16 protein-coding genes are annotated in these 22,578 nt (G+C 60.4%); 11 read left to right on the forward strand and 5 right to left on the reverse strand.

The genetic code is table 11. The features are described 5' to 3' along the window. Positions 1 to 2 precede the first annotated feature (2 nt). On the reverse strand, positions 3 to 2,792 hold the full coding sequence (locus tag GGU46_RS14705) for a TonB-dependent receptor (RefSeq protein WP_183404335.1): 2,790 nt from the start codon (positions 2,790 to 2,792) through the stop codon (positions 3 to 5). Between the two features lie 65 nt (positions 2,793 to 2,857). After that, on the reverse strand, positions 2,858 to 3,613 hold the full coding sequence (locus GGU46_RS14710; RefSeq protein WP_183404336.1) for a hypothetical protein: 756 nt from the start codon (positions 3,611 to 3,613) through the stop codon (positions 2,858 to 2,860). A 211-nt stretch (positions 3,614 to 3,824) separates the two neighbouring features. Between GGU46_RS14710 and GGU46_RS14715 the strand changes: the two genes are divergently transcribed. Both GGU46_RS14715 and GGU46_RS14720 read left to right on the forward strand, forming a co-directional pair. Then, on the forward strand, positions 3,825 to 4,490 hold the full coding sequence (locus GGU46_RS14715; protein ID WP_183404337.1) for a 3'-5' exonuclease: 666 nt from the start codon (positions 3,825 to 3,827) through the stop codon (positions 4,488 to 4,490). 58 nt (positions 4,491 to 4,548) lie between these two features. Next, a complete protein-coding gene (locus GGU46_RS14720; RefSeq protein ID WP_183404338.1) occupies positions 4,549 to 5,181 on the forward strand; it encodes a DUF1684 domain-containing protein in 633 nt (210 codons plus the stop codon). Positions 5,182 to 5,330: 149 nt separating this feature from the next. Here GGU46_RS14720 and GGU46_RS14725 read toward each other — a convergent pair whose 3' ends face one another. From GGU46_RS14725 to GGU46_RS14735, 3 genes are all read right to left on the reverse strand, one after another. After that, positions 5,331 to 6,176 carry a TPM domain-containing protein gene (locus tag GGU46_RS14725; RefSeq protein WP_183404339.1) on the reverse strand — a complete coding sequence of 282 codons (846 nt, stop codon included), beginning with the start codon at positions 6,174 to 6,176 and terminating at the stop codon, positions 5,331 to 5,333. Further along, positions 6,173 to 6,634 (reverse strand): TPM domain-containing protein, encoded by a 462-nt coding sequence (locus GGU46_RS14730; RefSeq protein ID WP_183404340.1) that lies wholly within the window; start codon positions 6,632 to 6,634, stop codon positions 6,173 to 6,175. The genes GGU46_RS14725 and GGU46_RS14730 overlap by 4 nt, the downstream gene beginning before the upstream one ends. 122 nt (positions 6,635 to 6,756) lie before the next feature. Then, on the reverse strand, positions 6,757 to 7,335 hold the full coding sequence (locus GGU46_RS14735; protein ID WP_110978908.1) for a LemA family protein: 579 nt from the start codon (positions 7,333 to 7,335) through the stop codon (positions 6,757 to 6,759). Between the two features lie 225 nt (positions 7,336 to 7,560). On the opposite strand from GGU46_RS14735, the gene GGU46_RS14740 reads away from it, so the two are divergent. The 9 genes from GGU46_RS14740 (at position 7,561) to GGU46_RS14780 (ending at position 22,568) form a co-directional block, all read left to right on the forward strand. Beyond that, positions 7,561 to 8,562: a sugar phosphate nucleotidyltransferase gene (locus GGU46_RS14740; protein ID WP_183404341.1), complete on the forward strand. Its 1,002-nt coding sequence runs from the start codon at positions 7,561 to 7,563 to the stop codon at positions 8,560 to 8,562. A 119-nt stretch (positions 8,563 to 8,681) separates the two neighbouring features. Then, positions 8,682 to 10,049, forward strand: coding sequence for a hypothetical protein (locus tag GGU46_RS14745; RefSeq protein ID WP_183404342.1), 1,368 nt, complete (start codon positions 8,682 to 8,684; stop codon positions 10,047 to 10,049). Positions 10,050 to 10,237: 188 nt separating this feature from the next. Further along, positions 10,238 to 10,630: a hypothetical protein gene (locus GGU46_RS14750; protein WP_183404343.1), complete on the forward strand. Its 393-nt coding sequence runs from the start codon at positions 10,238 to 10,240 to the stop codon at positions 10,628 to 10,630. A gap of 107 nt (positions 10,631 to 10,737) precedes the next feature. Beyond that, a complete protein-coding gene (locus tag GGU46_RS14755) occupies positions 10,738 to 12,186 on the forward strand; it encodes a hypothetical protein (protein ID WP_183404344.1) in 1,449 nt (482 codons plus the stop codon). Between the two features lie 309 nt (positions 12,187 to 12,495). Beyond that, entirely contained in the window at positions 12,496 to 15,963 is a 3,468-nt protein-coding gene (locus GGU46_RS14760; protein ID WP_183404345.1) for a hypothetical protein, read from the forward strand. Between the two features lie 232 nt (positions 15,964 to 16,195). After that, positions 16,196 to 17,701 (forward strand): hypothetical protein, encoded by a 1,506-nt coding sequence (locus GGU46_RS14765; protein WP_183404346.1) that lies wholly within the window; start codon positions 16,196 to 16,198, stop codon positions 17,699 to 17,701. Positions 17,702 to 17,835: 134 nt separating this feature from the next. Further along, positions 17,836 to 19,296 carry a hypothetical protein gene (locus GGU46_RS14770; protein ID WP_183404347.1) on the forward strand — a complete coding sequence of 487 codons (1,461 nt, stop codon included), beginning with the start codon at positions 17,836 to 17,838 and terminating at the stop codon, positions 19,294 to 19,296. A 114-nt stretch (positions 19,297 to 19,410) separates the two neighbouring features. After that, positions 19,411 to 20,085 (forward strand): hypothetical protein, encoded by a 675-nt coding sequence (locus tag GGU46_RS14775; RefSeq protein WP_183404348.1) that lies wholly within the window; start codon positions 19,411 to 19,413, stop codon positions 20,083 to 20,085. A gap of 290 nt (positions 20,086 to 20,375) precedes the next feature. Next, on the forward strand, positions 20,376 to 22,568 hold the full coding sequence (locus tag GGU46_RS14780; protein ID WP_183404349.1) for a prolyl oligopeptidase family serine peptidase: 2,193 nt from the start codon (positions 20,376 to 20,378) through the stop codon (positions 22,566 to 22,568). Positions 22,569 to 22,578 lie beyond the last annotated feature (10 nt).

Below are 22,578 nucleotides of genomic sequence, written 5' to 3' on the forward strand. Positions count from 1 at the left end.
GGCTAGAATTTGAAGTTGTAGGTAAGCGTGGGAATGGGCTGCCCGAAAATGGAGAGCTTGTAGCCCCGGATCTGGCCGTTTTCTGACTTGAAGTACACCGAGTAGGGGTTGCGGCGCCCCGTCAGGTTGTACACGCCCACCGTCCAGGAGCTGTGGGCCAGCTTTTTTACTTTGTGGTTGCCTTCAATATTGAGGGCGAAGTCGGCGCGGTAGTAGTCGGGCACGCGGTAGGCGTTGCGCTCCGAGTAGAACACGCGCATGGAGTTGCCCACATAGTACTTGGCCAGGGGCAGGGTAATGGGGCGCCCCGTGCTGTACGTGAAGTTGAGGGAAGAGCTGAAGCGGCGGCTGAAGCGGTAGTTGCCAATCAGGGTTACATCGTGGGGCTTATCGAAGTTGCTGGGGTAGTAGCGGCCCTTATTGATAGTTTCGGCGGGGGTGCCAGCATTCACGCGCACCAGGGAGCGGGAGTAGGTGTAGCTCACCCAGCCATTGATTTTGCCCGTCAGCTTCTTCACCAGCACTTCTACCCCGTAGGCCTGGCCCTCGGCATTCACAATGTCTGTTTCGATGTGGCGGTTCAGCAGCAGGGTAGCCCCGCTCTTGTAGTCCACGAAATCGTGCAGAGACTTGTAGTACGTCTCCACGGAGGCCTCAATGGTGTTCGACTTGAAGTTGCGGTAGTAGCCCACCGAGTACTGGTCGCCTACCTGGGGGCGCACGTTGGCGTCGGAGAGCTTCCAGATGTCGGCCGGCGATACGGAGGCCGTGTTGGACAACTGGTGAATGTACTGGCGGGTGCGGTTGTAGCTGGCCTTCACCGAGGAGTTATCGGTAAGGACAAACCGCGCCGAAAGCCGGTACTCGGGTCCGTGGTAGGTAGCCAGCACCCGGCCGGATTTGTAGCGCACGGTATCCGTCAGGGTGGCTTCGGTGCGCGGCAGGCCGGGGGCGTAGCGGTACACGTCGCGCGGCCCCAGGGCATTAAACAGAGAGTAGCGCAGCCCCACCGACACGGAAAGCCGCGGGCTCAGGTCAATGCGGTCAGAGAGGTACACGGCGCTTTCCAGGGCCTGCTCCCGCTCCAGTACGTTGGGACTAACCAGAGAAGCCGCGCCGCTGGGCGTAAGGCTGCCCGGCGCTACGTGGTAAAGCAAGGAGCTGGCCCCGAACTCGAGGGTGTGGCGCGCGTTGGGGAAGTAGCTGAAATCGGCCTGCAGGCTGGTTTGCCGGATGCCGTACTGCAGCTCCGAGGCCGTCACGGGGTTTTCGTCGCTGCCAATGGTGTAGGCGTAGCGGCTGTAAGCTCCCGTCAGGACGCCGTAGAGCTGGTTGCTGAAGTTGTGCTGCCACTTCAGGCTGGCGGTTTGGTTGCGGTAGTGGTAAGCCGTGTCGCCGGCCAGCCGGAACCGGTCGGTGCTCAGGTAGCCGGTGGCGTAGAGCGTGTTCTTCTCATTCAGCTGGTGGCTGACGTGGGCGCTGAGGTCAGAGAAGGCGGCCGAGCTTTGCCGGAACGAGGCATTGGAGAGCCGGCGCAGAATCCAGTCGGAGTAGCTGGCGCGGCCGCTCAGGATAAAGGCGCTTTTATCCTTCACCAGAGGCCCTTCCAGGGTCAGGCGGCTGGTCAGCGGCCCGATGCCGCCGGAGCCCGAAAACTTCTTTTTATTGCCCTCGCGCGTTTTGATTTCCAGCACCGACGAGAGCCGCCCGCCGTACTTAGCCGGAATGGCGCTTTTGTAAAGCTCCACGGTTTGCAGCACATCGGGGTTGAAGGCCGAAAAGAAGCCGAACAGATGGGAAGGGTTGTAAATGGTGGTGCCGTTGAACAGAATCAGGTTCTGGTCGGTGGCGCCGCCGCGCACGTTCAGGCCCGTGCTGCCTTCCCCCACCGATTTCACGCCCGGCAGCGTGAGCACCACCCGCAGAATATCGGTTTCGCCGAAGGCCGTGGGCACCTGGCGCAGGGTTTTGATGTCGAGCTTTTCCAGCCCCATCTGCATGCCCGATACGTTTTTGTCTTTCTCCGCCTCAATTACTACCTCCTTGAGCGGGGTAATGTCTTCCTCCACCTCAATCTCCAGCTTGCCATCGGAGCGAAGCACTATTTGGCGCCGGGTATTTTTGAGGCCGATGCCCCGGATGCGCAGGTCGTGGCGGCCCACGGGCAGGGTAAGGGAGTAGTAGCCAAACTGGTCGGTAGTAGCGCCCGCCGCCAGGGCCTCCACGAACACGGTAGCCCCAATCACCGGCTCGCCCGATTTCAGCTCCCGGACGTGGCCGGCCAGGGTAGCTTTGCCGCTGCCCGCGCTGCCCGCGCTGCCCGTGCCAATTTCATGTACGCGGTACTCGGCCTCGCGCACGTAGCGCGAGCGGCCGGGGGCACTGGCGGGGGGGGCTTCGTCGGCGGGGTTGAGGGCCGTGGCGGGGGTAGTGCCTACCCCCGGGTGCAGGAAGCCGGGGGGCAGGGTGGTTTCGAGGGGCGCGCCGGTGGTGATAATCACGCGCCGCTCGTCGTCTATGGCAAAGTAAAAGGCCGTGTTGGGCAGGGCGCGCTCCAGCACGGAGCGTACGGGCGCGTCCTGCACCTGCAGCGTAATAAACAGGCTGTCCACCGCCGCGGGGTCAAAGTAAAAGCGGTAGTCGGTCTGGGCTTCAAGCTGGGCGGCAAACTGCTCGAACGGCACCCGGTTGAACGCGCCGCTGACCGTTTTTTCAGGCTGCTGGGCCTGCCCGGCCGGCAGGTGCAACAAGTTTAGTAGTAGCCAGATGCTCAGGTAGTAGAGGTGCTTCATAGGAAACCACAGGCGCGGCAGCAAACGTAGGCGTAACGATAGGGGGTAGGCAGGAATGGGCGGTATCAGTGCGGCCCCAGGCTGCCATAGTAGCGGGTCAGCTCCACGATGTCGGCCTCGCGGCGCGCTTTACGGAAGCGCAGCTTGTGCTCCTGCACATACCGCTGTACTTCCTTGCTGCGGTCAGCAAACAGACGGGTAACGGAGCTTTTCTTGCTGACCGGATAATACACCCCCGCTTTTCGGATAAAGAGCTTGTCCATCGAGAAGAATTGGGTGTAGGCTTTGTCCTGGTTTAGCTTCTTCTGCATTTGCTTCACGCGCCGGGCCAGCAGCTGCACGGGCCCTTCCACCAGCACCTCGTAGTAGCCGGTGCTGAGGGTGCCGGCCGCGGCGCTGTCGGGTACCAGCCGGATAAACCGATGGCCCGCCAGGGTGAAAGACTCCACGTTTTCGTTGATGAGGCGCAGGCTGAGGGGGCTGGTGGCATGCTGCAGCACCAGCTGGTCGAGCACAATGTCGTAGGCCAGCTGCAAGCCCTCGAAGTGGTGGTGGTTGTAGAGTACGCTGCCCGGCTGCTTTTCCGGGGAAAGAAAAAACTGGTGGCCCACCCGCGTGCTGTACCGCCGGGCATAGTCCAGGTACTCCGGCCCGCTGTAGAGCAGTGGGTGCACCCGCAGCGCCTGGCTGTACTGCTGCTGGGCCCACGCCGCGGCCGGGGCAGGCGCCGCCGCGCCGGGGCTTTGGGCGGCCACCCACTGGCTACGGGAAAGCAGGCCCACCAGCAAGGCAAGCCCGGTAACAGCATGGAAGAAGCTCATCGTAAGAAAGATAGAAATAAAGTAAAGCCCGGCGCGGCAGGCCGGCTACCCTCATCCGGGGGGGGGGGCGATGGGGCGGCCATCAGGATAAACCCCCGCGCACCTAAACGGCCGCCTACCCCCACACGGCGCCTTAGGCCGCACGCGAAGGGGCACCGCTGGGACATAAAGCTAGGATTGCCAACCGGATATACTACTCCGCCACCGAAATATGGTGCGCCGGTGGGAAGGGCCGGAAACCAACGCCCCGGCGCCCGTCCGCGTACAGCAGAACCCTATGCGCTACCTCTCCCTCGACCTTGAAACCTCCGGCGGCAAGCCCCAGCGCCACCAGATTCTGGAGCTAGCCGCCGTGGTAGAAGACACCAAGAAGCTGCTACCCCTGCCCGAGCTGCCAACCTTCCGGCGCGTGGTGCGCCACCCCGAGTACGTGGGTACGGCCGGGGCGCTGGCCCTCAATGCCCGGCTGCTGGAAGAGCTAGCCCGCAAGGAGCCCAACCCTGAGCTGTGCACCCCCGAGGAACTGCTGCCCCAGTTGCGCGAGTTTCTGCTGGCCCAGGGCTTCAAAACCGATAAGCAGAACTGCGTAACCGTGACCATGGCTGGCAAAAACATTGCCTCCTTCGACCTGGGGTTTCTGCGCGAGCTGCCCGGCTACGGCACCCTGGTGCGCGCCGAGCCCGCCATGCTCGATCCGGCGGCTTTCTACCTCAACTGGCGCAAAGACACCCGCCTGCCCACCATGCAAACCTGCAAGGCCCGCGCCGGCTTCGAGGACGATACCGTGGCCCACCAAGCCCTGGCCGACGCCCTGGACGTAGTGCAGCTCCTGCGCCCGTTTTACGAGTTGCCCGTGTATAAGCAGGTAACGGAGTAGCTGAGCAACTGAGCAGAAACCGATAGAAAGTGAGGGCCTGGGCGCTTACTTTGCAGGCATGAATCAACTTTATTCCTGCTTTCTGCTGGCGTTTACGCTTCTCTGTTCAGGGGCGGTGGTGGCCCAAATCCCGCGCCCTACCCCCACGGAGCACGCCGAGGCTGTAGCTAAATTTCAACAGACCCTGAACGCGGAGTACCGCAACCCGCAGGAGTCGCCGCTGCCGCCCGAGGCGCGGGAGAAATTCACGGGGCTCGATTTCTTTCCCACCAACTACGGCGCCTGCGTGGTGGCCCGCTTCCTGCGCGACTCGTCGCAGGCGCCCTTTGCCATGCCCACCAGCACCACCCGCCGCCCGCTGTACCAAAAATACGGAGAGCTGCACTTCACGCTGGAAGGCAAAGCCCTCCGGCTGAACGTGTACCAAAGCCTGGACCTGCAGCAGAAGCCCGGTTATCAGGATTATCTGTTCATCCCATTCACCGACCGCACCAATGGCCACGGCAGCTACGGGGGTGGCCGCTACCTCGATATGCGCCAGGGGCAAATTCAAAGTGGCTACGCCGTGCTGGACTTCAACCAGGCCTACAACCCATTCTGCGCCTACAGCCCCCTCTATTCTTGCCCCATCCCGCCCGCCGAAAACCGCCTGCCCCTGGCCATCCAGGCAGGCGTGCGGAGCGACCATTAAGGGTTCGGGCCTGAACAGATTTTATCTAGCATCTATCCTGAACCGGCTATAAACGGCCTGTAGGTTTAGGCGCGTAGTTCTATAAAAAAGCAGCCCCTGCGCCAAGTGGTGCGGGGGCTGCTTTTATGAATACCTGACTGTAGTACCGGTTACCAGTCGCCGGAGGCGCCGCCGCCGCCGGAGCTACCTCCGCCGAAGCCGCCAAAGCCGCCACTGTCGCCACCACCACCCCCGAAGCCACCGCCAAACACGCCGCGGCCGCCGCTGAAGTCGCCGAAAATGATGGGCGGGATGAAGGTGCCCCCGAAGCCGCGGTTGCGCCGGCCGTAGCCCCCGCCGCCCCCGCCCCCGCGGTTGCGCAGCAGGATAAACAGCAGCAGCACCCCAATAATCAGCCAGAACGTCCAGCCCGAGCCGCTGTCATCACTGGAGCGGCGGCGGGCCTGGGGCTGGGTGGCGGGGTCGGCTTTGTATTCGCCTTTGGCCAGGGCAATCAGCTGATCGGTAGCGCGGTCGAGGCCGGCGTAGTACTGCTCCTGCTGAAAAGCCGGAACAATGGTGTTAGAAATAATACGCTTGGCCAGCGCGTCGGGCACGGCCCCCTCCAGCCCGTAGCCGGTATGAATGCGGGCCTTGTGTTCCTGCTGGGCAATGAGCAGCAGAATGCCGTTGTTGTTGCTTTTCTGCCCAATGCCCCAGGTTTGGTAGAGCTGCTGGGCATAATCAAAAATGTCGTAGTCGCCGAGGCTGGGCACGGTTACTACCGCAATCTGCGAGGAAGTAGAGTCGTTATAAGCCACCAGCTTGCGCTCCAGCTGGGCGGCCTCATCGGGGCGCAGCATGCCGGCCAGGTCATTCACGAGGCGGGGAGGGGTAGGGCGGGGCGGTACGTTCTGGGCCCGGCCCGCTAGTTGGGTAAGCACCAGCAGCAAGACCAGCAGCGCGTTCCGGAGCCAGGTACTAGGGAGAGGTACAGAAAAGGGCGTCAGCTTCATGCGCGCGGAGACGGGGGCGGAGTGCTGCCAAACGAAATCGAGTCGTCGAGCTCGTTCTGGTCGTTGGCCGCGTTATACGGAAAGTAGCGGCGGAGCTGTTCGCCTACCATTCGGATGCCCTGCTCCAGCCCGGCGGCATATTTATCGGCCCGAAACTGCTGCAGCACCGATTCCTTAGCGGTTTCCCAGAAGTCGTCGGGCACGGCGGCGTTAATGCCCGCGTCGCCGATAACGGCAAACTGCCGGCTCTGCCAGGCCAGGTAAAACAGTACGCCGTTGCGCTGGGCGGTGCGGTGCATGCCCAGCTCGGCAAACACCTGAGCGGCCCGGTCGAGCGGCTCGGGGGTAGGGCAGGTATCTTCCAGGTGCACCCGGATTTCGCCGGAGGTGCGCAGCTCGGCTTGCCGGATGGCGGCTACCAAGGCCGCTTCCTGCTCAGGGGTAAGAGGATTGGTCATGGGTGGTTGTTGGGGACTTGGGGGAATTTTAGGGGCTTGGGGACTGCGAAACGTAAGGAAATAACGCCGCAATGGCGGAGTATTCTCGCGTGCCGAAGTCCCCAAGTCCCCAACCAACCAGCTTAAAACTGTACGGTAGGGGCTTTCTGCGAAGCGGCGTCGGCCTCGAAGTAGGGCTTCTCAGCAAAGCCGAACATACCGGCAAACAGGTTGTTCGGGAAGCTCTTCACGTAGCCATTGTAGTCGTTCGTGACGGTGTTGAACTTGTTGCGCTCCACGTTGATACGGTTTTCCGTGCCCTCAATCTGGGCCTGCAGCTCCTGGAAATTGGCATTGGCTTTCAGCTCGGGGTAGTTTTCCGATACGGCCAGCAACCGGCCCAGGCCGCTGCTGAGCTGGCTTTGCGCCTCCTGGAAGCGCTGAATGTTTTCGGGCGTCAGCTGATCGGCATTCAACTGCACGCTGGAGGCCTTGGCCCGGGCGTTTACCACATCCGTCAGTGTCGATTTCTCGAAGTTGGCGGCGCCCTTCACGGTGTTTACCAAATTCGGAATCAGATCAGAACGACGCTGGTAGGCGCTTTGCACGTTGGCCCACTGGGCTTTTACAGCCTGGTCTTTCTGAACCATGGAGTTATAGCCGCACGAGGACTGCGAAAGCAGCAGCACCAGACCGGCGAAATAGAGCAGAAAACGTTTCATGAGTGGTTGGGAGAGGTGAAAATGAAGGAGAGTTATGATGAAATAGAAATTCACAAAAGCAGGATTGGTCCCGGCAAACGGATTTCCTGAAACCAAATACCGCGTTTGTTGCTTCACCATTTCACCGCAGCAAAGTACGAATTCAAGCCCGTGCGGTTGTGATAGGTCGTGCTCCGGCACGATTCCGTATTTTGCGCGTCGGTGCTCCCCCGATTTTCCTTGCGCATGAAAGCAGTCATTCCCGTAGCCGGCATCGGCTCACGCTTACGCCCCCACACGCACACCCAACCCAAAACACTGGTGCCCGTGGCCGGCAATACCATTCTGGGTCACATCATTGATCGGCTGGTGGAAGCCGGCGTGCAGGAATTTGTGTTTATCATTGGCTACCTGGGCGAGAAAGTAGAAAGCTACGTGCGCCGCGAGTACCCGCAGCTGCGCGTTTCGTTCGTGATTCAGGAGCCGCGCGAGGGCATTGCCCACGCCCTCTGGCTGGCCCGCGAGCAGTTTCGCTACGAGCAGGAAGGCATCCTGATCCTGCTCGGCGATACCATCGTGGACATCGACCTGCCGGAGATGATGCGCACGCCCGGCAACGTGCTGGCCGTGAAGGAAGTAAAGACGCCCTCCTTGTTTGGGCTAGTAGAAACCGGGGCAAACGGCCGCGTAACCAAAGTGGTGGAAAAGCCCCGCATCCCGAAGTCGAACTACGCGCTGGTAGGCCTCTACAAAATCGCCAACCCCGACTGGCTGGCCTCGGCCCTGGAGCGCATCGTGGAGCAGGACCAGCGCACCCACGGCGAGTTTCAGCTCACCGACGCCCTCATGCTCATGATTCAGGACGGGGCCGAGATGGTGACCACGCCCGTGGATAACTGGTTTGACTGCGGCCGCAAAGACAGCCTGCTGGAAGCCAACGCCCGCCTGCTCAACCGCCCCGAGTTCCTGAAGCGCCGCGAGTTTCCCGAGTTTCCCGATACCATCATCATCCCGCCCGTCAGCATCGGGAAAGACTGTCAGATTTCGGGCTCCATCATTGGGCCCAACGTGGCCATCGGCGACCGGACCATCGTCAAGAACACCATCCTGAGCGAATCCATTATCGGCTCCTACTCCGAGCTGCGCTCGGCCGTCATGCACGACTGCATCGTCGGCTCCGACGCCCTGTTCAAAGGCACCCGCCACAGCCTCAACATCGGCGACAACACGGAAATCGACTACAGCTAAGGACGAGTAAGGGAGTAACGGAGTAATCGTGCTGTAATCTATAGCCATTACGCAGTTACTCCGCTACTCCGTTCCTCTCAATGTATCCGGTGAGGGCAGATTGTCGTTACTTTAGCCCGATGCGCCACCTACCTTCTTTTTCCCGCCTGTTGCCCGCTTTGGGCCTTGCCCTGGCTCTGTTGCCCGGCTGCTATTCCCGCTCCGATATGAAGTCGGAGGAGGGAGCCGTTGAAGTACCCCAAGACGGGACGCCCACCGAAGCGCCCGGCGCGGTTCCGGCCCGCACGCCGGAGGGCACGCCTACCCCTGCTGCTGGCCCAAACGCGCAGCCCCTGCAGGCCGTGAACGTGTTCCTGGAAGTATCGGGCTCCATGGAAGGGTTCATGCCAAAAACCGGGGTAGGGGGCGAGAATACCAAGTTTCAGCAGCACGTAGCACAGTTTCTTTCGGAGGTAAACCGTAGCACTGCCGCCCGGCAGAAGACATTTTACCGCATCAAGGAGCGGCCTTATAAGGATTCCTACCCGGCCATTTCCGGCACGGTACGCAACGGCATTCAGCAGCCCGCCAAGAGCACCGATATTCCCTCGGTGCTCGATACGCTGATGACCAACTACTACCGGCCCGGCACCGTGAGCGTGCTCATTTCGGACTTTATCTACTCCCCGAAAAACGCCGGGGCCATTCCTTACATCAAAACCGACATTGCCGACGCCCTGGCCCGCAGCGGCCAGAAGTCGGACTTGGCGGTGTCGGTGTACGGCTACACGTCGGATTTCCGCGGTACCTATTATCCGGCTCTGAAAGCAGCGGGCAAGAAAACCAACTGCTGCGACACCGAAATTCCTTACTACATCTGGGTTGTGGGCCCCGCCAGCGCCGTGCGGCAGTTCGATGCGGCCCTGCTGGAACAGCAGCCAGCCAAGCAGGTCCACTTTGGAGTGACATATCCGCAGCCGGTGTATTCGGCGCTCAACAAGTTCCAGAACAAAGGCAGTTGGTACTACGGCGACGCCGGGGCCAGCAAGCGCACTGCCGATACCTACCGGGTGATATCCGTAGCGGAAGCCTCGGCCCAACAGCCCGTAGAGTTTGTAGTGGGCCTCGACTTAAGCGGCCTGCCTGGCCAGTACCGCGACGTGGCCTACCTCAAGCAAAACCTCAAACTCCAAGGCGTAGATACCGATGCTAAGCTGCTCGACGTATTTGCCGCCACCAGCCAAACCAAAGCCAGCAGCGGCCCGGAAAGCAGGTTCACCCACTTTGCCAAGGTAGGCCTGACCCGGCAGCCCAAAGCGGCCCGCCCCCTCGTGCTGCGCCTCCAAGACCAGCGCCCGGCCTGGGTAGCCCAGTGGACCACCAAGAACGACGCCACTCCCGCGCCCAAAACCTTCGCCTTAAGCTCCCTGCTGGATGGTCTGGAGCAGCAGGAAGGAGAGAAGCGCCCGATTTTTGAGCTGCCGATGACCCTGCAACCCGCTGAGTAAGAAGTCGCCAGTTGTTTTCTGGCAGGAAACGGCTGCGGCTGCTTGTACCAGTTGGAACGATTTTCGTTCAACCATATGACAGTGCGCGGCCTCAACGCCGAAAAGCCGGCGGGCGCCTACCCCTACAATTTCGCTCAACCCCCATCGTTCAACCCTTCGCGAAGTGCCGCTTCGCGCAACGTCCTTCCATGAAAGCACTGTTCCGCTTCCTCTACGAAATTATCGGGGCCCCGCAACCACCCGCCGATACGCCTGTGTACCGCGACGTCGTATTCCCTAACATCGGCTTGTTGAACATCGGCATTTCGCTCGCGCTGGTCGTGATTTTCTACTATGTCATCAACCGGGCAATGGGCGTTGCCACCTTTAACAAGGGCCGGCACTGGGCAATTTTCCTGGTTATAAACGGACTTATTGCTTTTGGTCTGGCCATTAGTCAGGCCCACGCTCAGCAGGTTACCGACCACAGCTACATTTACTGGCTGGCTACCTGGAACGCCATCCTGGGCCTGTTCTGGTTTTTCATCCTCTCCCTGATTCTGCGCAAAGGCTCCACCAACGCCAGCACGACACCTTTCTAGGTATGTAGGGACTTGAGGACTTAGGAGCTGGGTTGATGTTATTTTCGACTGAGTTCTTAGGATACAAAACCAAGTCCCTAAGCCCCAAGTCCCTAAGTTCCTCCTTCATGGCTAAACTGTTTTTATTCGGTATTGGCGGCACGGGCTCCCGCGTGATTCGCTCGCTCACCATGCTGCTGGCCGCGGGCGTTGACCTGCCCAACTGCGACCGGGTAGTACCCATCATCATTGACCCCGACGCGCACAACGGCGACATGAACCGCACGGTGCAGCTGCTGCAGAGCTACCAGCAGATTTACAAGCGCCTCGGCCCCCGCGAAGAAGGTTTCTTCAAAACCGATATCAGTACCCTGAGCGGCATTTCACAGGATGTGAACGGCTCCGTTAAGGACACCTTCATTTTCGACTTCGGTGGCATCAACCAGAGCTTCCGGCAGTACCTGAGCTACGATGGTCTATCGGTGGATTCTAAGGGCCTCGTAGATTTGCTCTTCACCCAGGATAACCTCGAAAGCCCCCTGACTATTGGTTTCCGCGGTTCCCCGAACGTGGGTAGCATTGTGCTGAATAAGCTAGTGGAAAGCCCCGAAATGCGGTTTTTCGCCGATAACTTTCAGGATGGCGACCGGGTGTTCTTTGTGTCGAGCATCTTCGGGGGTACGGGTGCAGCGGGCTTCCCGCTCATGCTCAAGAACCTGAAGGATACCAACACCCGCCTCAGCAACGCCCGCTATCTGCGCGACGCACCTACGGGTGCCGTGACGGTAATGCCGTACTTCGCTCTCCAAAGCGAAGACAATGCCGTCATCGACTCCAACAACTTCCTGACGAAAACCAAGGCGGCGCTCAGCTACTACGAGCACAACCTCCAGGGCCTCGACGCACTGTACTACCTCGCCGATACGCCCGATACGCCCTACGAAAACCAGCCCGGCGGCACCCAGCAGAAAAATAAAGCCCACGTAATTGAGCTGCTGGCCGCCCTGAGCATCGTGGACTTCATGCGTTACTCGCCCACCGAGCTGCGCACCGGAGGCCCCCACTTCCACGAGTATGGCCTACAGGCCGATGCGCCGGAAATCCAGTTCAGCCACCTGCCCGATGAGTCGCGCGAAATCATTGCCAAGCAGCTCACGCAGTTCCTGTACTTCACGCGCTACCACAAGCAGCACCTGCCCACCGACAAAGCGCCCTACGCCGACAACCTGAAGCTGGACTACGCCATGCGCAACGAGCCCATCTTCCGGGAGCTGAACAACTTCCTGCACAGCCCCGACTCGGGCGTAGATCAGTGGCTGCAGGAACTGGCCCAGAACCGTCGCTCTTTCCGTCCCTTCGACCTGCAAACCGACGACTTCAACGCCATGATCCTCGGTAAGCCCGTCGAGAAGAAGTGGAACGACTTCTTCAATAAAGGCCTCAGCCACAACTACCTCCTCGACAACCTCAACAAAACCGAGAAGTCCATCCAGGAACCCGACAACTTCCGCAAGATGCTGGAGCTGTTCTATGATGTGACCGACAAGGCGTTTGAGGAGAAGATAAAAGTGGTGTAAGAACAGAACCTCCCCTCCTCAGATGAGGAGGGGACGCTGCCGCAAAGCGGTGGCTGGGGTGGTTGACTCCGTTGCTGATGTTGTTTAGCTGCTTCGCTAGGCCAGTATGCAATTCAAAAGAACGTCATGCTGAGCGAAGTCGAAGCATTTCTACCGAGGGTAACTCTAATCGTTTTACGAAGCAGTAGAGATGCTTCGGCTCCGCTCAGCATGACAGGCCTAGTGGTAATGCCTAGGCTTGTCAACCACCCCTAACCTCTCCTCAACTGAGAAGGGGAACTAGCTTTCTAGAATAGATTCCAGCAGCATATGGCCAAAGTCCTTCGCTTACATAATAATGGCTCCCAGCAAGTTCAAGGCTGGCAGAAAACGGCGCCGGTAACGAGCACCGAAATCAATACCGTGACGGACCCGGCAGGGGGGAAGTCCCGCAATCTGGCCGTGAGCATCCCAACGCCGTTTGCGCGGATGCACCTGTTTGAAACGGCCTTCGACTTCCTGGCCCGCGAAGGGCAGCGCAACCCCGGCTCGGTGTACCACGAGCTGACGACCCACTTCTGGGACCTATTGGAGTTGCTTTACAACTACCATCTCTACACCCAGGCTGGCCGCAAAATTACGCTGCGCCGCTGGAACGCGGAGGCCGAAATTCGCCGGATGCGGCAAGAGGAGGGCACGCGCCTGCTGGGCGAAACCTTGCAGTTATACATGCAGGACGAGCGGTTCCGCGACTTCACCGACATGTACCTGGTGTACTATGAGTCGCCGGAGTTGGCGGGCGGCACGCGCCTACTGGGCGGTACCTCGCCGCTGACCATCCTGTTCACTGGCCCCGAAGTGAAGCCCCTGGACCTGGAGCGCCCCCAGGCCCGCGGCCACTACTTCGACAAGCAAACCGTGCTGCTCGAAGACCGTGACCCGCAGTTCCGCGAGTTCGTGTACGAGCTGTTCCTGGCCTACCCGCAGCTGCAGCGCCGCGAGTTTGCCGGCAGCGTGTACGCTGGCCTTGACCGTAGCAAAATCAATCAGCTACAGATGCAGGGCGACCGGAGCGCCCAGCAGTTTGCTGCCCGCTACCCCGCGTTGGTAGATGTGCACGGCAACCTGGTAAGCGTGAAGAATGTGCCGCTGCCTGGCCGCGCCGACCAGTCGGCCGTGACCAGCTCCGACCTGTTCATTCAGCCCACTCGGGAGGCCATTGCTGGTCGGCCTAGGCCACTGGTGTTGCGCCCGAACCTCACGATGCCCGGCGCTAATTACCTCAACGGCCAGCCTTGGGACGACCGCACCCCGGTACCGTACTACGATGAGGTAGCGCTGGAAAACCGCGTGCTGCCCGGCAAAGGCTTCAAGTATCCCTACCTCACGGTTGGCGACTTGCTGGAAGACTCGCTGGTAGAACTACCTTATGAGCTAAACACCCAGCGCTTCCACACCGGCAAAGTCACGTTCCAGTACGGGGCCGATGGGCAGGGGCGGGCGCGTTTCCCCTACCTGCTGCCGCTGAAGCAAGCCTTCTTCGAGTATTTCACGGAGAACGAACTGGCCGAGCTGCTCACCTTCACCATCGACCTCAGCCACGTGCGCGTGCAACTGCGGGTGCCGGTACAGGCAGGACGCTTTATCACGTTTGAGCGCAGCTACTACACCAATCCGCAAAACCCGAAGGACGCTCAGGGCCGCGAGATTCTGGAGAAGGGCCGCATTGTGAAGGCCACCGTGGGCGTGGGCGTGTTCCCCTTCTACAAGGTGCGCTACCAGCCCGAGTACAACGACCTCTACAAGGTGATGCTGGTGGACGCCGACAACTCGCCCACCATGCTCAGCCGCCGCTACGACCTGCAGTTCTTCGTGAACGGGGAGCGTATTACGGAGCAGGGCGCCGCCCGCCGGGCCACCCGCTACGAGCGTACCCAGAAGAGCATGGCTACCGCCGGTAGCACCTATTATGAGGTAACGGGTACCCACTTCGACCTGGTAGAACTGACCTGCCCGCCCGCCACCATTGGGGCCGAGCCGGCCCGGGGCCTGTTCGTGCCACGCTGGCGTGAGCTGGACCGCGGTACCCGCCGCTTCACCTTCGCGGTGGATTTTGGTACCACTAACACTCACATTGCCTACGCCGATTCACCGACCGCGCACCCCCGCCCCCTGACCATTGGCGAGGCCGATGTGCAAGTGGAGTGGCTGCACGCCCCAGTGGCCGATGCGGGCCTTTCGGCCGCCCAGCGCTACCGCACCGGCGCCGGCCAGATCTGGACTTACATTGCTACGCTCCAGAACCGCGAGTTTGTGCCCTCGTTTGTGGGCGAAGGCGGCTCGGTGTATGAATTCCCGATCCGGACGGCCGTTTGCGAAACCACGTCGTTTGCCAATGAGCCCGCCAAGGTGCTTAGCAACATCAACATCGGCTTCAGCATTAACACCGAAAACGCTTCGGAGCTGCCCCAGAACCGCTTCATTACCAACCTGAAATGGTCAGCGGAACTGGATCCGCAGGGCGTGTCACGCATTGAGGCCTTCTTCAAGGAAATCCTGCTGCTGCTCCGCCACAAGGCGGCGCTGCACGGCGGTATTCTGGAGGATACCCGGGTGGTGTGGTTTGCGCCGCTGAGCTTCGATGGCTTCCTGCGCAACCAGTTCCAGCAGGTCTGGGACGAGTCGTTCCAGCAGGTGTTCAAGGCCCGCCGCCCCACCATCTGCCTCACCGAATCGGTAGCGCCGTATTACTACCTCACCGCCACCAACCAGGTAGTGCCCAACCGCGACGAAAACGTGGTGAACATCGACATCGGCGGCGGTACCACTGACTTGCTGCTCTTTGCCGACCAGAAGCCGGCCTACAGCACCTCATTCCGCTTCGCCGGCGACGACCTGTGGGGCGACGGGTACGCCCGCGTGCAGGGCGCGCCCAAGCAGAACGGCTTGCTCCGCCTCGGCGTAGGCCACGTGGAAAGCCTGCCCGATTCCGAGCAAAATCAGGAGTACAAAGGCTACCTGCGCGCTGCCCTCAGCAACACCGACTTTGGGTCTGCTGACGTAACCAGCCTGCTGTTCAAATACGATGATGCGCTGCGCTTTACCCAGGCACTTGGCCTCGGCAAGGGCCGGCAGCTGCGGGTGCTGTTCTACTTGCACTACACCAGCATCATCTACCACACGGCGCAGCTCACTAAACACCTCGGCCTGAAAACGCCGCGCTACCTCTGCTTCTCCGGCAAAGGCAGCCTCTACCTGCGCTTATTGGCCGGTGGTAGCTCTCTGGTAGCCATTGAGAAGATTACGAAGGCCATCTTCCACGCCGTAACTGGCACCGAGCCGCCCCACAACTTCCGCGTTATCCTGGCCGACAACCCCAAAGAAGCCACTACCAACGGCGGTGTGCTTTTCGAAGAGAAGTCGAACACAGCGGACTACGACAGCATTAAGCCGGTGAAGTACAGCGGCGCCGTGGAAGGCACCGAGCTCAACCAGCAGCGCCTGAAACTGAACCAGGTAGATGCCGCCCTGAAAGACCAGGTGCTGGAAAACGTGCGGAACTACCTCACCCTCGTGCTCGAAGGCGACGAAGTAGCGCCGTACTTGCGCGAAGTGGGTGTAGACGTGGACCGTCAGCGCGTGAAAGACATTTTGCAGCGTGAAATCGAGGACAGCCTAAGCCTGGGCCTGCACCAGTTCCAGCGCCAGCTTTCCTCCGACGAAACTCTGCCGGAAACCCTGTTCTTCCTGCCGTTGAAACAGGCGCTGTACAACCTGAGCCGCGAGCTGCAGGCGTAAATCAAACTGAGAAGTTTTTGTCATGCCTGATCTGGCGTCCGCGCAGTCGAAGCATCTCTACCGCTTCGTCCTCACAGAGAGCTAGCCAGCGGTAGAGATGCTTCGACTGCGCGGACGCCAGATCAGGCATGACATTGATTATGGCGGTCAGAAAACCCAGGTACGTTTTGCTATTCCCAATAGAAACTAGATTTAGCTCCGGCTTCAGTCCGAACTTTCCAACCAACACCCTATGACCCTTTCCCGTCGCGCCGCCTCTTTACTCTCCGGCCTGCTGCTTCTGGCGGCGGGCGCCCTTGCCCAAACTCCCCTCGGTCAGCCGACGCTGGAGGAGCGGAAGGTGCAGATTTGGTGCGCTACTGCCCGGTTCGTGTATGAAGATACCGGCCACCCGGAGCTGAAAAGTCAGCTGCAGTGCGGCGGCACGCTGAAGGCGCTGGAAAACAGCATCAAATCGGATAACCAGCGGGTGTACTCGGCGCTGTATCAGCCGCTGGAAGTGAAAGGTGGGATGTACAAAGGGCTGGGGTCTGACAATTCCCGCCTGCAAACTCTGGTGCGCGAAATCATCAACCGACTGCGCACGTCTCCGGCCCGCAAGGGCAATGCGGCGCGGCTGCAGGGCGTGACGAGCTTGGAAACGGCCCTGAAAAACTACGTTGACAATGGTACGCCTATCGGCGAACTAGCCGCAGCAGAAGCGCCTCCCGAAACGGTAGATACCACCGCTGCCACCGACGAGGCTACGGCCGCCGTTCCCGGCGATGCGGGCCTCGACGAGGCCGGCGTTGCTACCCCCGTTACCCAAACGAACACCGGAGCCGGAGAAAGCCTGATGAACAAGTTTTTCGGTCCGCTGGCCCTGATTCTGTCCTTGCTGAGCCTCGTGCTGTATGCCCTGATGCGCCGCAACATCGGAGCCTTCCAGAAGGAGCTAAGCGCCCGCATCGACAAGCGCCGCGACGAAATTCTGGCCCTGCAGAATTCCCCAGCTGGTGGGAGTGCCCGAACTGCCGGTTCGTCAGTTGCCGCTGCTGACCGCCTCACGCCGGCTCAGCAGCAGCAAGTGGAAAAGCTGGTACAGCAGCGGGTGGAGGAGGAGCTCCAGAAGCTGCGGGGGCAACTTTCTGCTGCGGCCCCCGAGCGGGCTACCCCTGCCGTTCCCTCAAACCCGGCTCCGGCGGTAGCTCCGCCCGCTACCCCCCAGGCAACCCCCGAACCTCCGGCGCCGGTAGTCGCGCCCGTTTCCGCGCCTGTGGCGGCCGTGTATGCCGCGCCCGCCCAGCCCGCCGAGATGTCGGCGGTGCCGCCCCGGTCAACCACCGACACGTCTTCCGCTTCTTCCCAGGAGGAGTTTGAGAGCTTGGTGCCGTCCGTGCAGTTGCCTACCCCCCCGGTCGCGCCAAACCCTGCCAATCAGCCCCAGACGCGCTACGTGAAGGTGCCCGTGAACGGCGCGTTCAGCGAGTACGATTTTAGCGACGAGCCCCAGCACGACAGCATCTACGAAATCTATCTTGACCCGCAGTGGCCCGAGCTGGCTACGTTCAGCGTAACCGCCAACCCCGCCGTGCACGCCTATGCCATCCAGAGCGCCCAGTATTCCCTGCGCGAAGCCTGCAAGTACCAGCAGCCCAGCGGCCCGGTTACCCGCATCGTAACGGAAGAAGAAGGCGTACTGCGCAAAGTAGCCGGCGCCTGGCAGATTGAGCAGAAGGCCGCCATCCGGTTTGAGTAAACCCTCTTTGTCATCCTGAGCGCAGCGAAGGACCTTATTACGGCTGAACGAGCATCGTACATCGACCGTTCGGCCGTAATAAGGTCCTTCCTTCGTCAGGATGACAGGGCAAGAATGGCGTTATTTACGATTGTATGCTTGAAATCATTCTCGAAGTAGCCGTAGTGGCCGTGGTGGTGGGCCTGCAGATCCGCACGTTTCTGCGCACCAGGGCCAACGCGCTGCGGCTGGCGGCCCTGTATCCGCCCAAGGAAACGCTGCGCGTGGAGCACCGCATCGTGCTACCCGATGGCCGCGACCTGCCCGAATACGCCGCCGATGCCCCGCCTGAATCCTTTGCTACCAGCTTGGTAAAGGCCGAAAATGCCTCGCCGGAGTTTCAGGAAATCTTGCTCGACACCAACGACTACCTGCGCCACAATAAAGGCGCGGCGGCCGATTTTGGCATTTTGAAAGACATATCGGAGCGGCAGAGCGAGGTACTGGACAACGAGGTGCAGGCCACCGTGGCTACGCCCCTGTACCTGGGGCTGCTGGGTACCTTCCTGGGCGTAATCCTGGGTTTGGTGGGGATTGCCCGCAACGGCGTATCCGATGAAAACGCCCTGACTCCTTTCCTGACGGGCGTGCTCATTGCCATGACGGGCTCCTTCGTGGGCCTGCTCCTGACCCTGCTCGGCAACGGCGTGCTGCGCCAGGCCCGTCAGCAGCTCGACCGGCTCCAGAACCAGTACTATACCTTCCTGCAGGCCCGCCTGCTACCGGTGCTGCACGCCGATATGGCCAGCTCGCTCACCAACCTGAAATCGGTGCTGGATGCGTTTAACCAGCAGTTTGTGGGCCAGGTGGAGCTGTTCAACCCGCTCATGGACAAGGTAACCCAGAACATCCGGGTGCAGAGTGATTTCCTGGAGCGGCTTGATACCATTGGCTACGACAAAATGGCCGCCGCCAACATTCTGGTGTTCGAGAAGGTGCGCGAGTCGGCGGAGATGTTTGCGGCCTTCACCGGCTACCAGCAGCGGCTGAACGAGATGCTGCAGAACGGCTACCAGTCGGCGCAGAGCGTGAACAGCATCCTGGACCGGCTGCGCGGTTTCGAGAAAGGCATCAATGACCTGGGCCAGTACATCGGGGGCAACAATAACTCGGTGCAGCTCATGCTCGACTTCTTCCAGAAGCACCAGGTAGAGCTGCGCAACCTCAAGGACCGCGCCGAGCAGCACATCGACCAGGCCGGGGTAGGCCTCGCCGACGTGATGAACCAGCGCCTGGCTTACAACGAGCGCCAAGCCCAGCTAGCCTACGAGAAATGGCAGCAATACTTCGACAAGCTTAACGCCGACAATGTCTTCGACAAGCTGCTGAAACAGTTGGAGCCCTTCCAGAACCTCAACACCCAACAAGCCGACCTCAGCCGCGACGTCACGGCCACCCAGCGCGAGCTGCTGCGCAAAATTGAGCTGGACTCGCAGATTCAGGCCAAACTATTAAGTGAGCTTTCCAACCTGAACACGGTGCTGGTAAAGGCCACCTCGAAAAACCGTTTCCAGCGGTTTATGGATAAGCTCTTTGGGGGAGTGCGGCCGCAGTAACTATCACCCGTTTGTCATCCTGAGCGGAGCGAAGAACCTCTTGCGTTTCGTTACCAATAGTAATTACTCACGGGAGAGGTCCTTCGCTCCGCTCAGGATGACAGTTTTGTAAAAATGAACAACTCCACTTCCAACAACCGCCAAAGCAACGACTTCTTCTGGCCCAGCTACGTGGACCTGATGACGTCCTTGTTTGTGGTGATGCTGGTGCTGTTTGTGTACAGCTTCAAGCTGTTCAAGGACCGGGAAGGGGAGTTGAAAAAGGCCAACGGCGAGCTGAAAGTAAAAGCCGCCGAGCTGGAGCAGATTACCAAAATCCGCAACTCCCTGCAGCAACTGGAGGGCCGCTACTTCCGCTACGACCCCGCCAACGAGCGGCACGAGCTGCTGGTGCCGGTGCAGTTCAAAGCTGGCCGCGACGAAATTCAGGACAGCTACAAACCGGCTTTGCTACAAGCCGGCCGCCGCCTGCGCACCGTGCTCAAAAGCATTAAAACCGACCAGCCCGTGCGCTACCTCGTGATTGTGGAAGGCATGGCGGCCCGCTACCCCCAAGGCGACCCGCGCAACGCCCGCGAGGAGCAAACCACCTACCAGCTCAGCTACCGCCGCGCCCTGAACCTACTGAACCTCTGGAAGCAAAACGGCTTGAACTTCAGCCAGGACCGCAGCATTGAGCTGATTATCGGGGGTAGCGGCTTCTACGGAACCGGCCGCTACAGTGGCCGCCGTGAGGGCGACAACAAACGCTTCCTGATTCAGGTGATTCCGAAGGTGGGCCGGTTTTAGAGGCGCACAGTCTAGCCTTGAGGCAGCAAAAAGAGGTAGGGGAAAGTAGTGGTTAGGCTCAAGTGGCAATGTCAGCCGACTGAATAAGATGTGCTAACTATTCGCCTCTCAGACCGTCATGTCGAGCTTGCCGAGACATCTCGCGTGCTGACGTTGAGCTACTATTACAACATCAGCATACGAGATGTCTCGACAAGCTCGACATGACGGTCCTTCAGTTTCAGATGTTAATACATCATGGGCTGCTTCGAGCTTGGTAGCTATCTTGGGGCCCTTCCTACCATATGCTCATGCAAAAACTGTTCGTTCCCGTACTAGCCTTGGCCGTGCTGGCTTCGTGCCGCTCGTCACAGTCGGGCGCTGTTGCGGCGCCAGAAACTGCCGCCGCTAAAAGGGCTACTACTTCATCTTCCTCCGCCGTGCAATACCCCGAGTCTAAGAAAGGCAACGTTAAAGACGATTATTTCGGCACCACCGTGGCCGACCCCTACCGCTGGCTGGAAGACCTCGACTCGCCGGAAACCAAGGCCTGGCTGGAAGCCCAGAATAAAGTCACGTTTGGCTATCTGAGCCAGATTCCGTTCCGCGACAAAATCCGGGAGCGGCTCACCACTATCTGGAATTACGAGCGGTTTGGGGTGCCCGAGGAAGAAGGCGGCCGGCTCTACTTCAGCAAAAACGACGGCCTCCAGAACCAGGCCGTGCTCTACGTGCAGCAAAACGGTCAGGAAGGCCAGCCCGACGTGCTGCTCGACCCCAACAAGTTTTCCGCGGATGGTACCACGGCTTTGGCCGGCACCTACTTCTCCCACGACCACCGCTACCTGGCCTACGCTACCTCCGGTGGCGGCTCCGACTGGCAGCAGATGAAGGTGCTGGACCTCAAAACTCGCCAGCCTCTCTCCGATGAGTTGAACTGGGTGAAAGTGTCGGGCGCGGCCTGGTACAAGGATGGTTTCTTCTACAGCCGCTACGACGCCCCGAAGAAGGGCCAAAACCAGCTTTCCGGCAAAAACGAGTTTCATAAGGTGTACTACCACCAGCTCGGCAAGCCCCAGAGCGCCGACAAGCTGGTGTACGAAAACCCCAAGATGCCCCTGGGCTTCCGCACCGTGGGCACCACCGAGGACGAGCGGTTTCTGGTGCTCTACCTCACCGATGGCAAAGCCGACGGCAACCGCCTCGCCGTCCGCGACCTGACCGACCCCAAGCAGGCCAATACCTTCACGCCCCTTATCAGCAGCTACGAGTACAACAACTCGGTGGTGGGCAACGTGGGCGGGCAGCTGCTGGTGCGCACCAACTACAAAGCCCCGCGCTACCGCGTGGTCCTCATCGACCCCAAAAAGCCCCAGGAAGCTAACTGGAAAGTGGTGCTGCCCGAAACCGAAAACAAGCTGGAGGGTGTGGACCAGGTGGGCGGCTACCTCGTGGCGTCCTACCTCAAGGACGCCAGCTCCCTGGTAAAAGTGTACACCGAGAAGGGCGAGTTCAAGCACGATGTGGCGCTGCCGGCAATTGGCACGGCGGCCGGGTTCGGGGGGAAGCGCACCGCCAAATCGGTGTACTACGCCTTCACCTCGTTTACCTACCCCACCACCATCTATAAATACGACCTGGCTACCAACACCAGCACCGTGTTCCGGGCGCCCAAGGTGGATGTGAAGCCCGAGGACTATGTGACCAATCAGGTCTTCTTCGCCAGCAAGGATGGCACGAAGATTCCGATGTTCATCACCCACAAGAAGGGCATCAAGCTGGACGGAAAGAACCCTACCTACCTCTACGCCTACGGAGGGTTCAATATTTCGCTCACGCCCAGCTTCTCGGTGGCGCGCATGCTGTGGCTGGAGAATGGCGGGGTGCTGGCCATTCCGAACCTGCGGGGTGGCGGCGAGTATGGCGAGGCCTGGCACCAGGCCGGCATGACGCCCAATAAGCAGAACGTGTTCGACGACTTTATTGCCGCCGCCGAGTACCTGAAAGTAACCGGCTACACCACCACCGAGAAGCTGGCCATGGCGGGCGGCTCCAACGGCGGTTTGCTGGTAGGCGCTACCATGACCCAGCGCCCCGACCTCTGTGGCGTAGCCTTCCCGGCCGTGGGCGTGATGGATATGCTGCGCTACCAGAAGTTTACCATCGGCTGGAACTGGGCCCCCGAGTACGGTACTTCCGATAACTACAACCAGTTCCAGAACCTGTACCGCTTCTCGCCCCTGCACACGCTCAAGCCCGGTACCAGCTACCCCGCTACCCTTATTACCACCGCCGACCACGACGACCGGGTAGTGCCCGCGCACTCCTTCAAGTTTGCCGCCGCCCTGCAGGCCGCCGACGCGGGCCCCCGCCCCCAACTTATCCGGGTGGACGTGAATGCGGGCCACGGCGCCGGCAAAAGCACCAAGCTCCAGATTGAGGAATGGGCCGACATCTGGGCCTTCGCCTACCACAGCATGGACGTAAAGCCATTTAAGAAATGAGTTGCCGGTT

This window comes from Hymenobacter latericoloratus (genome assembly GCF_014199535.1).
GTDB lineage: Bacteria > Bacteroidota > Bacteroidia > Cytophagales > Hymenobacteraceae > Hymenobacter > Hymenobacter latericoloratus.

Coding starts and splice junctions, on each gene's coding strand:
- GGU46_RS14730 (WP_183404340.1), bottom strand. CDS start 6,634: ATGACCAATCCTCTTACCCCTGAGCAGGAAGCGGCCTTGGTAGCCGCC.
- GGU46_RS14750 (WP_183404343.1), top strand. CDS start 10,238: ATGAAAGCACTGTTCCGCTTCCTCTACGAAATTATCGGGGCCCCGCAA.
- GGU46_RS14755 (WP_183404344.1), top strand. CDS start 10,738: ATGGCTAAACTGTTTTTATTCGGTATTGGCGGCACGGGCTCCCGCGTG.
- GGU46_RS14705 (WP_183404335.1), bottom strand. CDS start 2,792: ATGAAGCACCTCTACTACCTGAGCATCTGGCTACTACTAAACTTGTTG.
- GGU46_RS14710 (WP_183404336.1), bottom strand. CDS start 3,613: ATGAGCTTCTTCCATGCTGTTACCGGGCTTGCCTTGCTGGTGGGCCTG.
- GGU46_RS14740 (WP_183404341.1), top strand. CDS start 7,561: ATGAAAGCAGTCATTCCCGTAGCCGGCATCGGCTCACGCTTACGCCCC.
- GGU46_RS14745 (WP_183404342.1), top strand. CDS start 8,682: ATGCGCCACCTACCTTCTTTTTCCCGCCTGTTGCCCGCTTTGGGCCTT.
- GGU46_RS14725 (WP_183404339.1), bottom strand. CDS start 6,176: ATGAAGCTGACGCCCTTTTCTGTACCTCTCCCTAGTACCTGGCTCCGG.
- GGU46_RS14775 (WP_183404348.1), top strand. CDS start 19,411: ATGAACAACTCCACTTCCAACAACCGCCAAAGCAACGACTTCTTCTGG.
- GGU46_RS14780 (WP_183404349.1), top strand. CDS start 20,376: ATGCAAAAACTGTTCGTTCCCGTACTAGCCTTGGCCGTGCTGGCTTCG.
- GGU46_RS14765 (WP_183404346.1), top strand. CDS start 16,196: ATGACCCTTTCCCGTCGCGCCGCCTCTTTACTCTCCGGCCTGCTGCTT.
- GGU46_RS14715 (WP_183404337.1), top strand. CDS start 3,825: ATGGTGCGCCGGTGGGAAGGGCCGGAAACCAACGCCCCGGCGCCCGTC.
- GGU46_RS14770 (WP_183404347.1), top strand. CDS start 17,836: ATGCTTGAAATCATTCTCGAAGTAGCCGTAGTGGCCGTGGTGGTGGGC.
- GGU46_RS14760 (WP_183404345.1), top strand. CDS start 12,496: ATGGCCAAAGTCCTTCGCTTACATAATAATGGCTCCCAGCAAGTTCAA.
- GGU46_RS14735 (WP_110978908.1), bottom strand. CDS start 7,335: ATGAAACGTTTTCTGCTCTATTTCGCCGGTCTGGTGCTGCTGCTTTCG.
- GGU46_RS14720 (WP_183404338.1), top strand. CDS start 4,549: ATGAATCAACTTTATTCCTGCTTTCTGCTGGCGTTTACGCTTCTCTGT.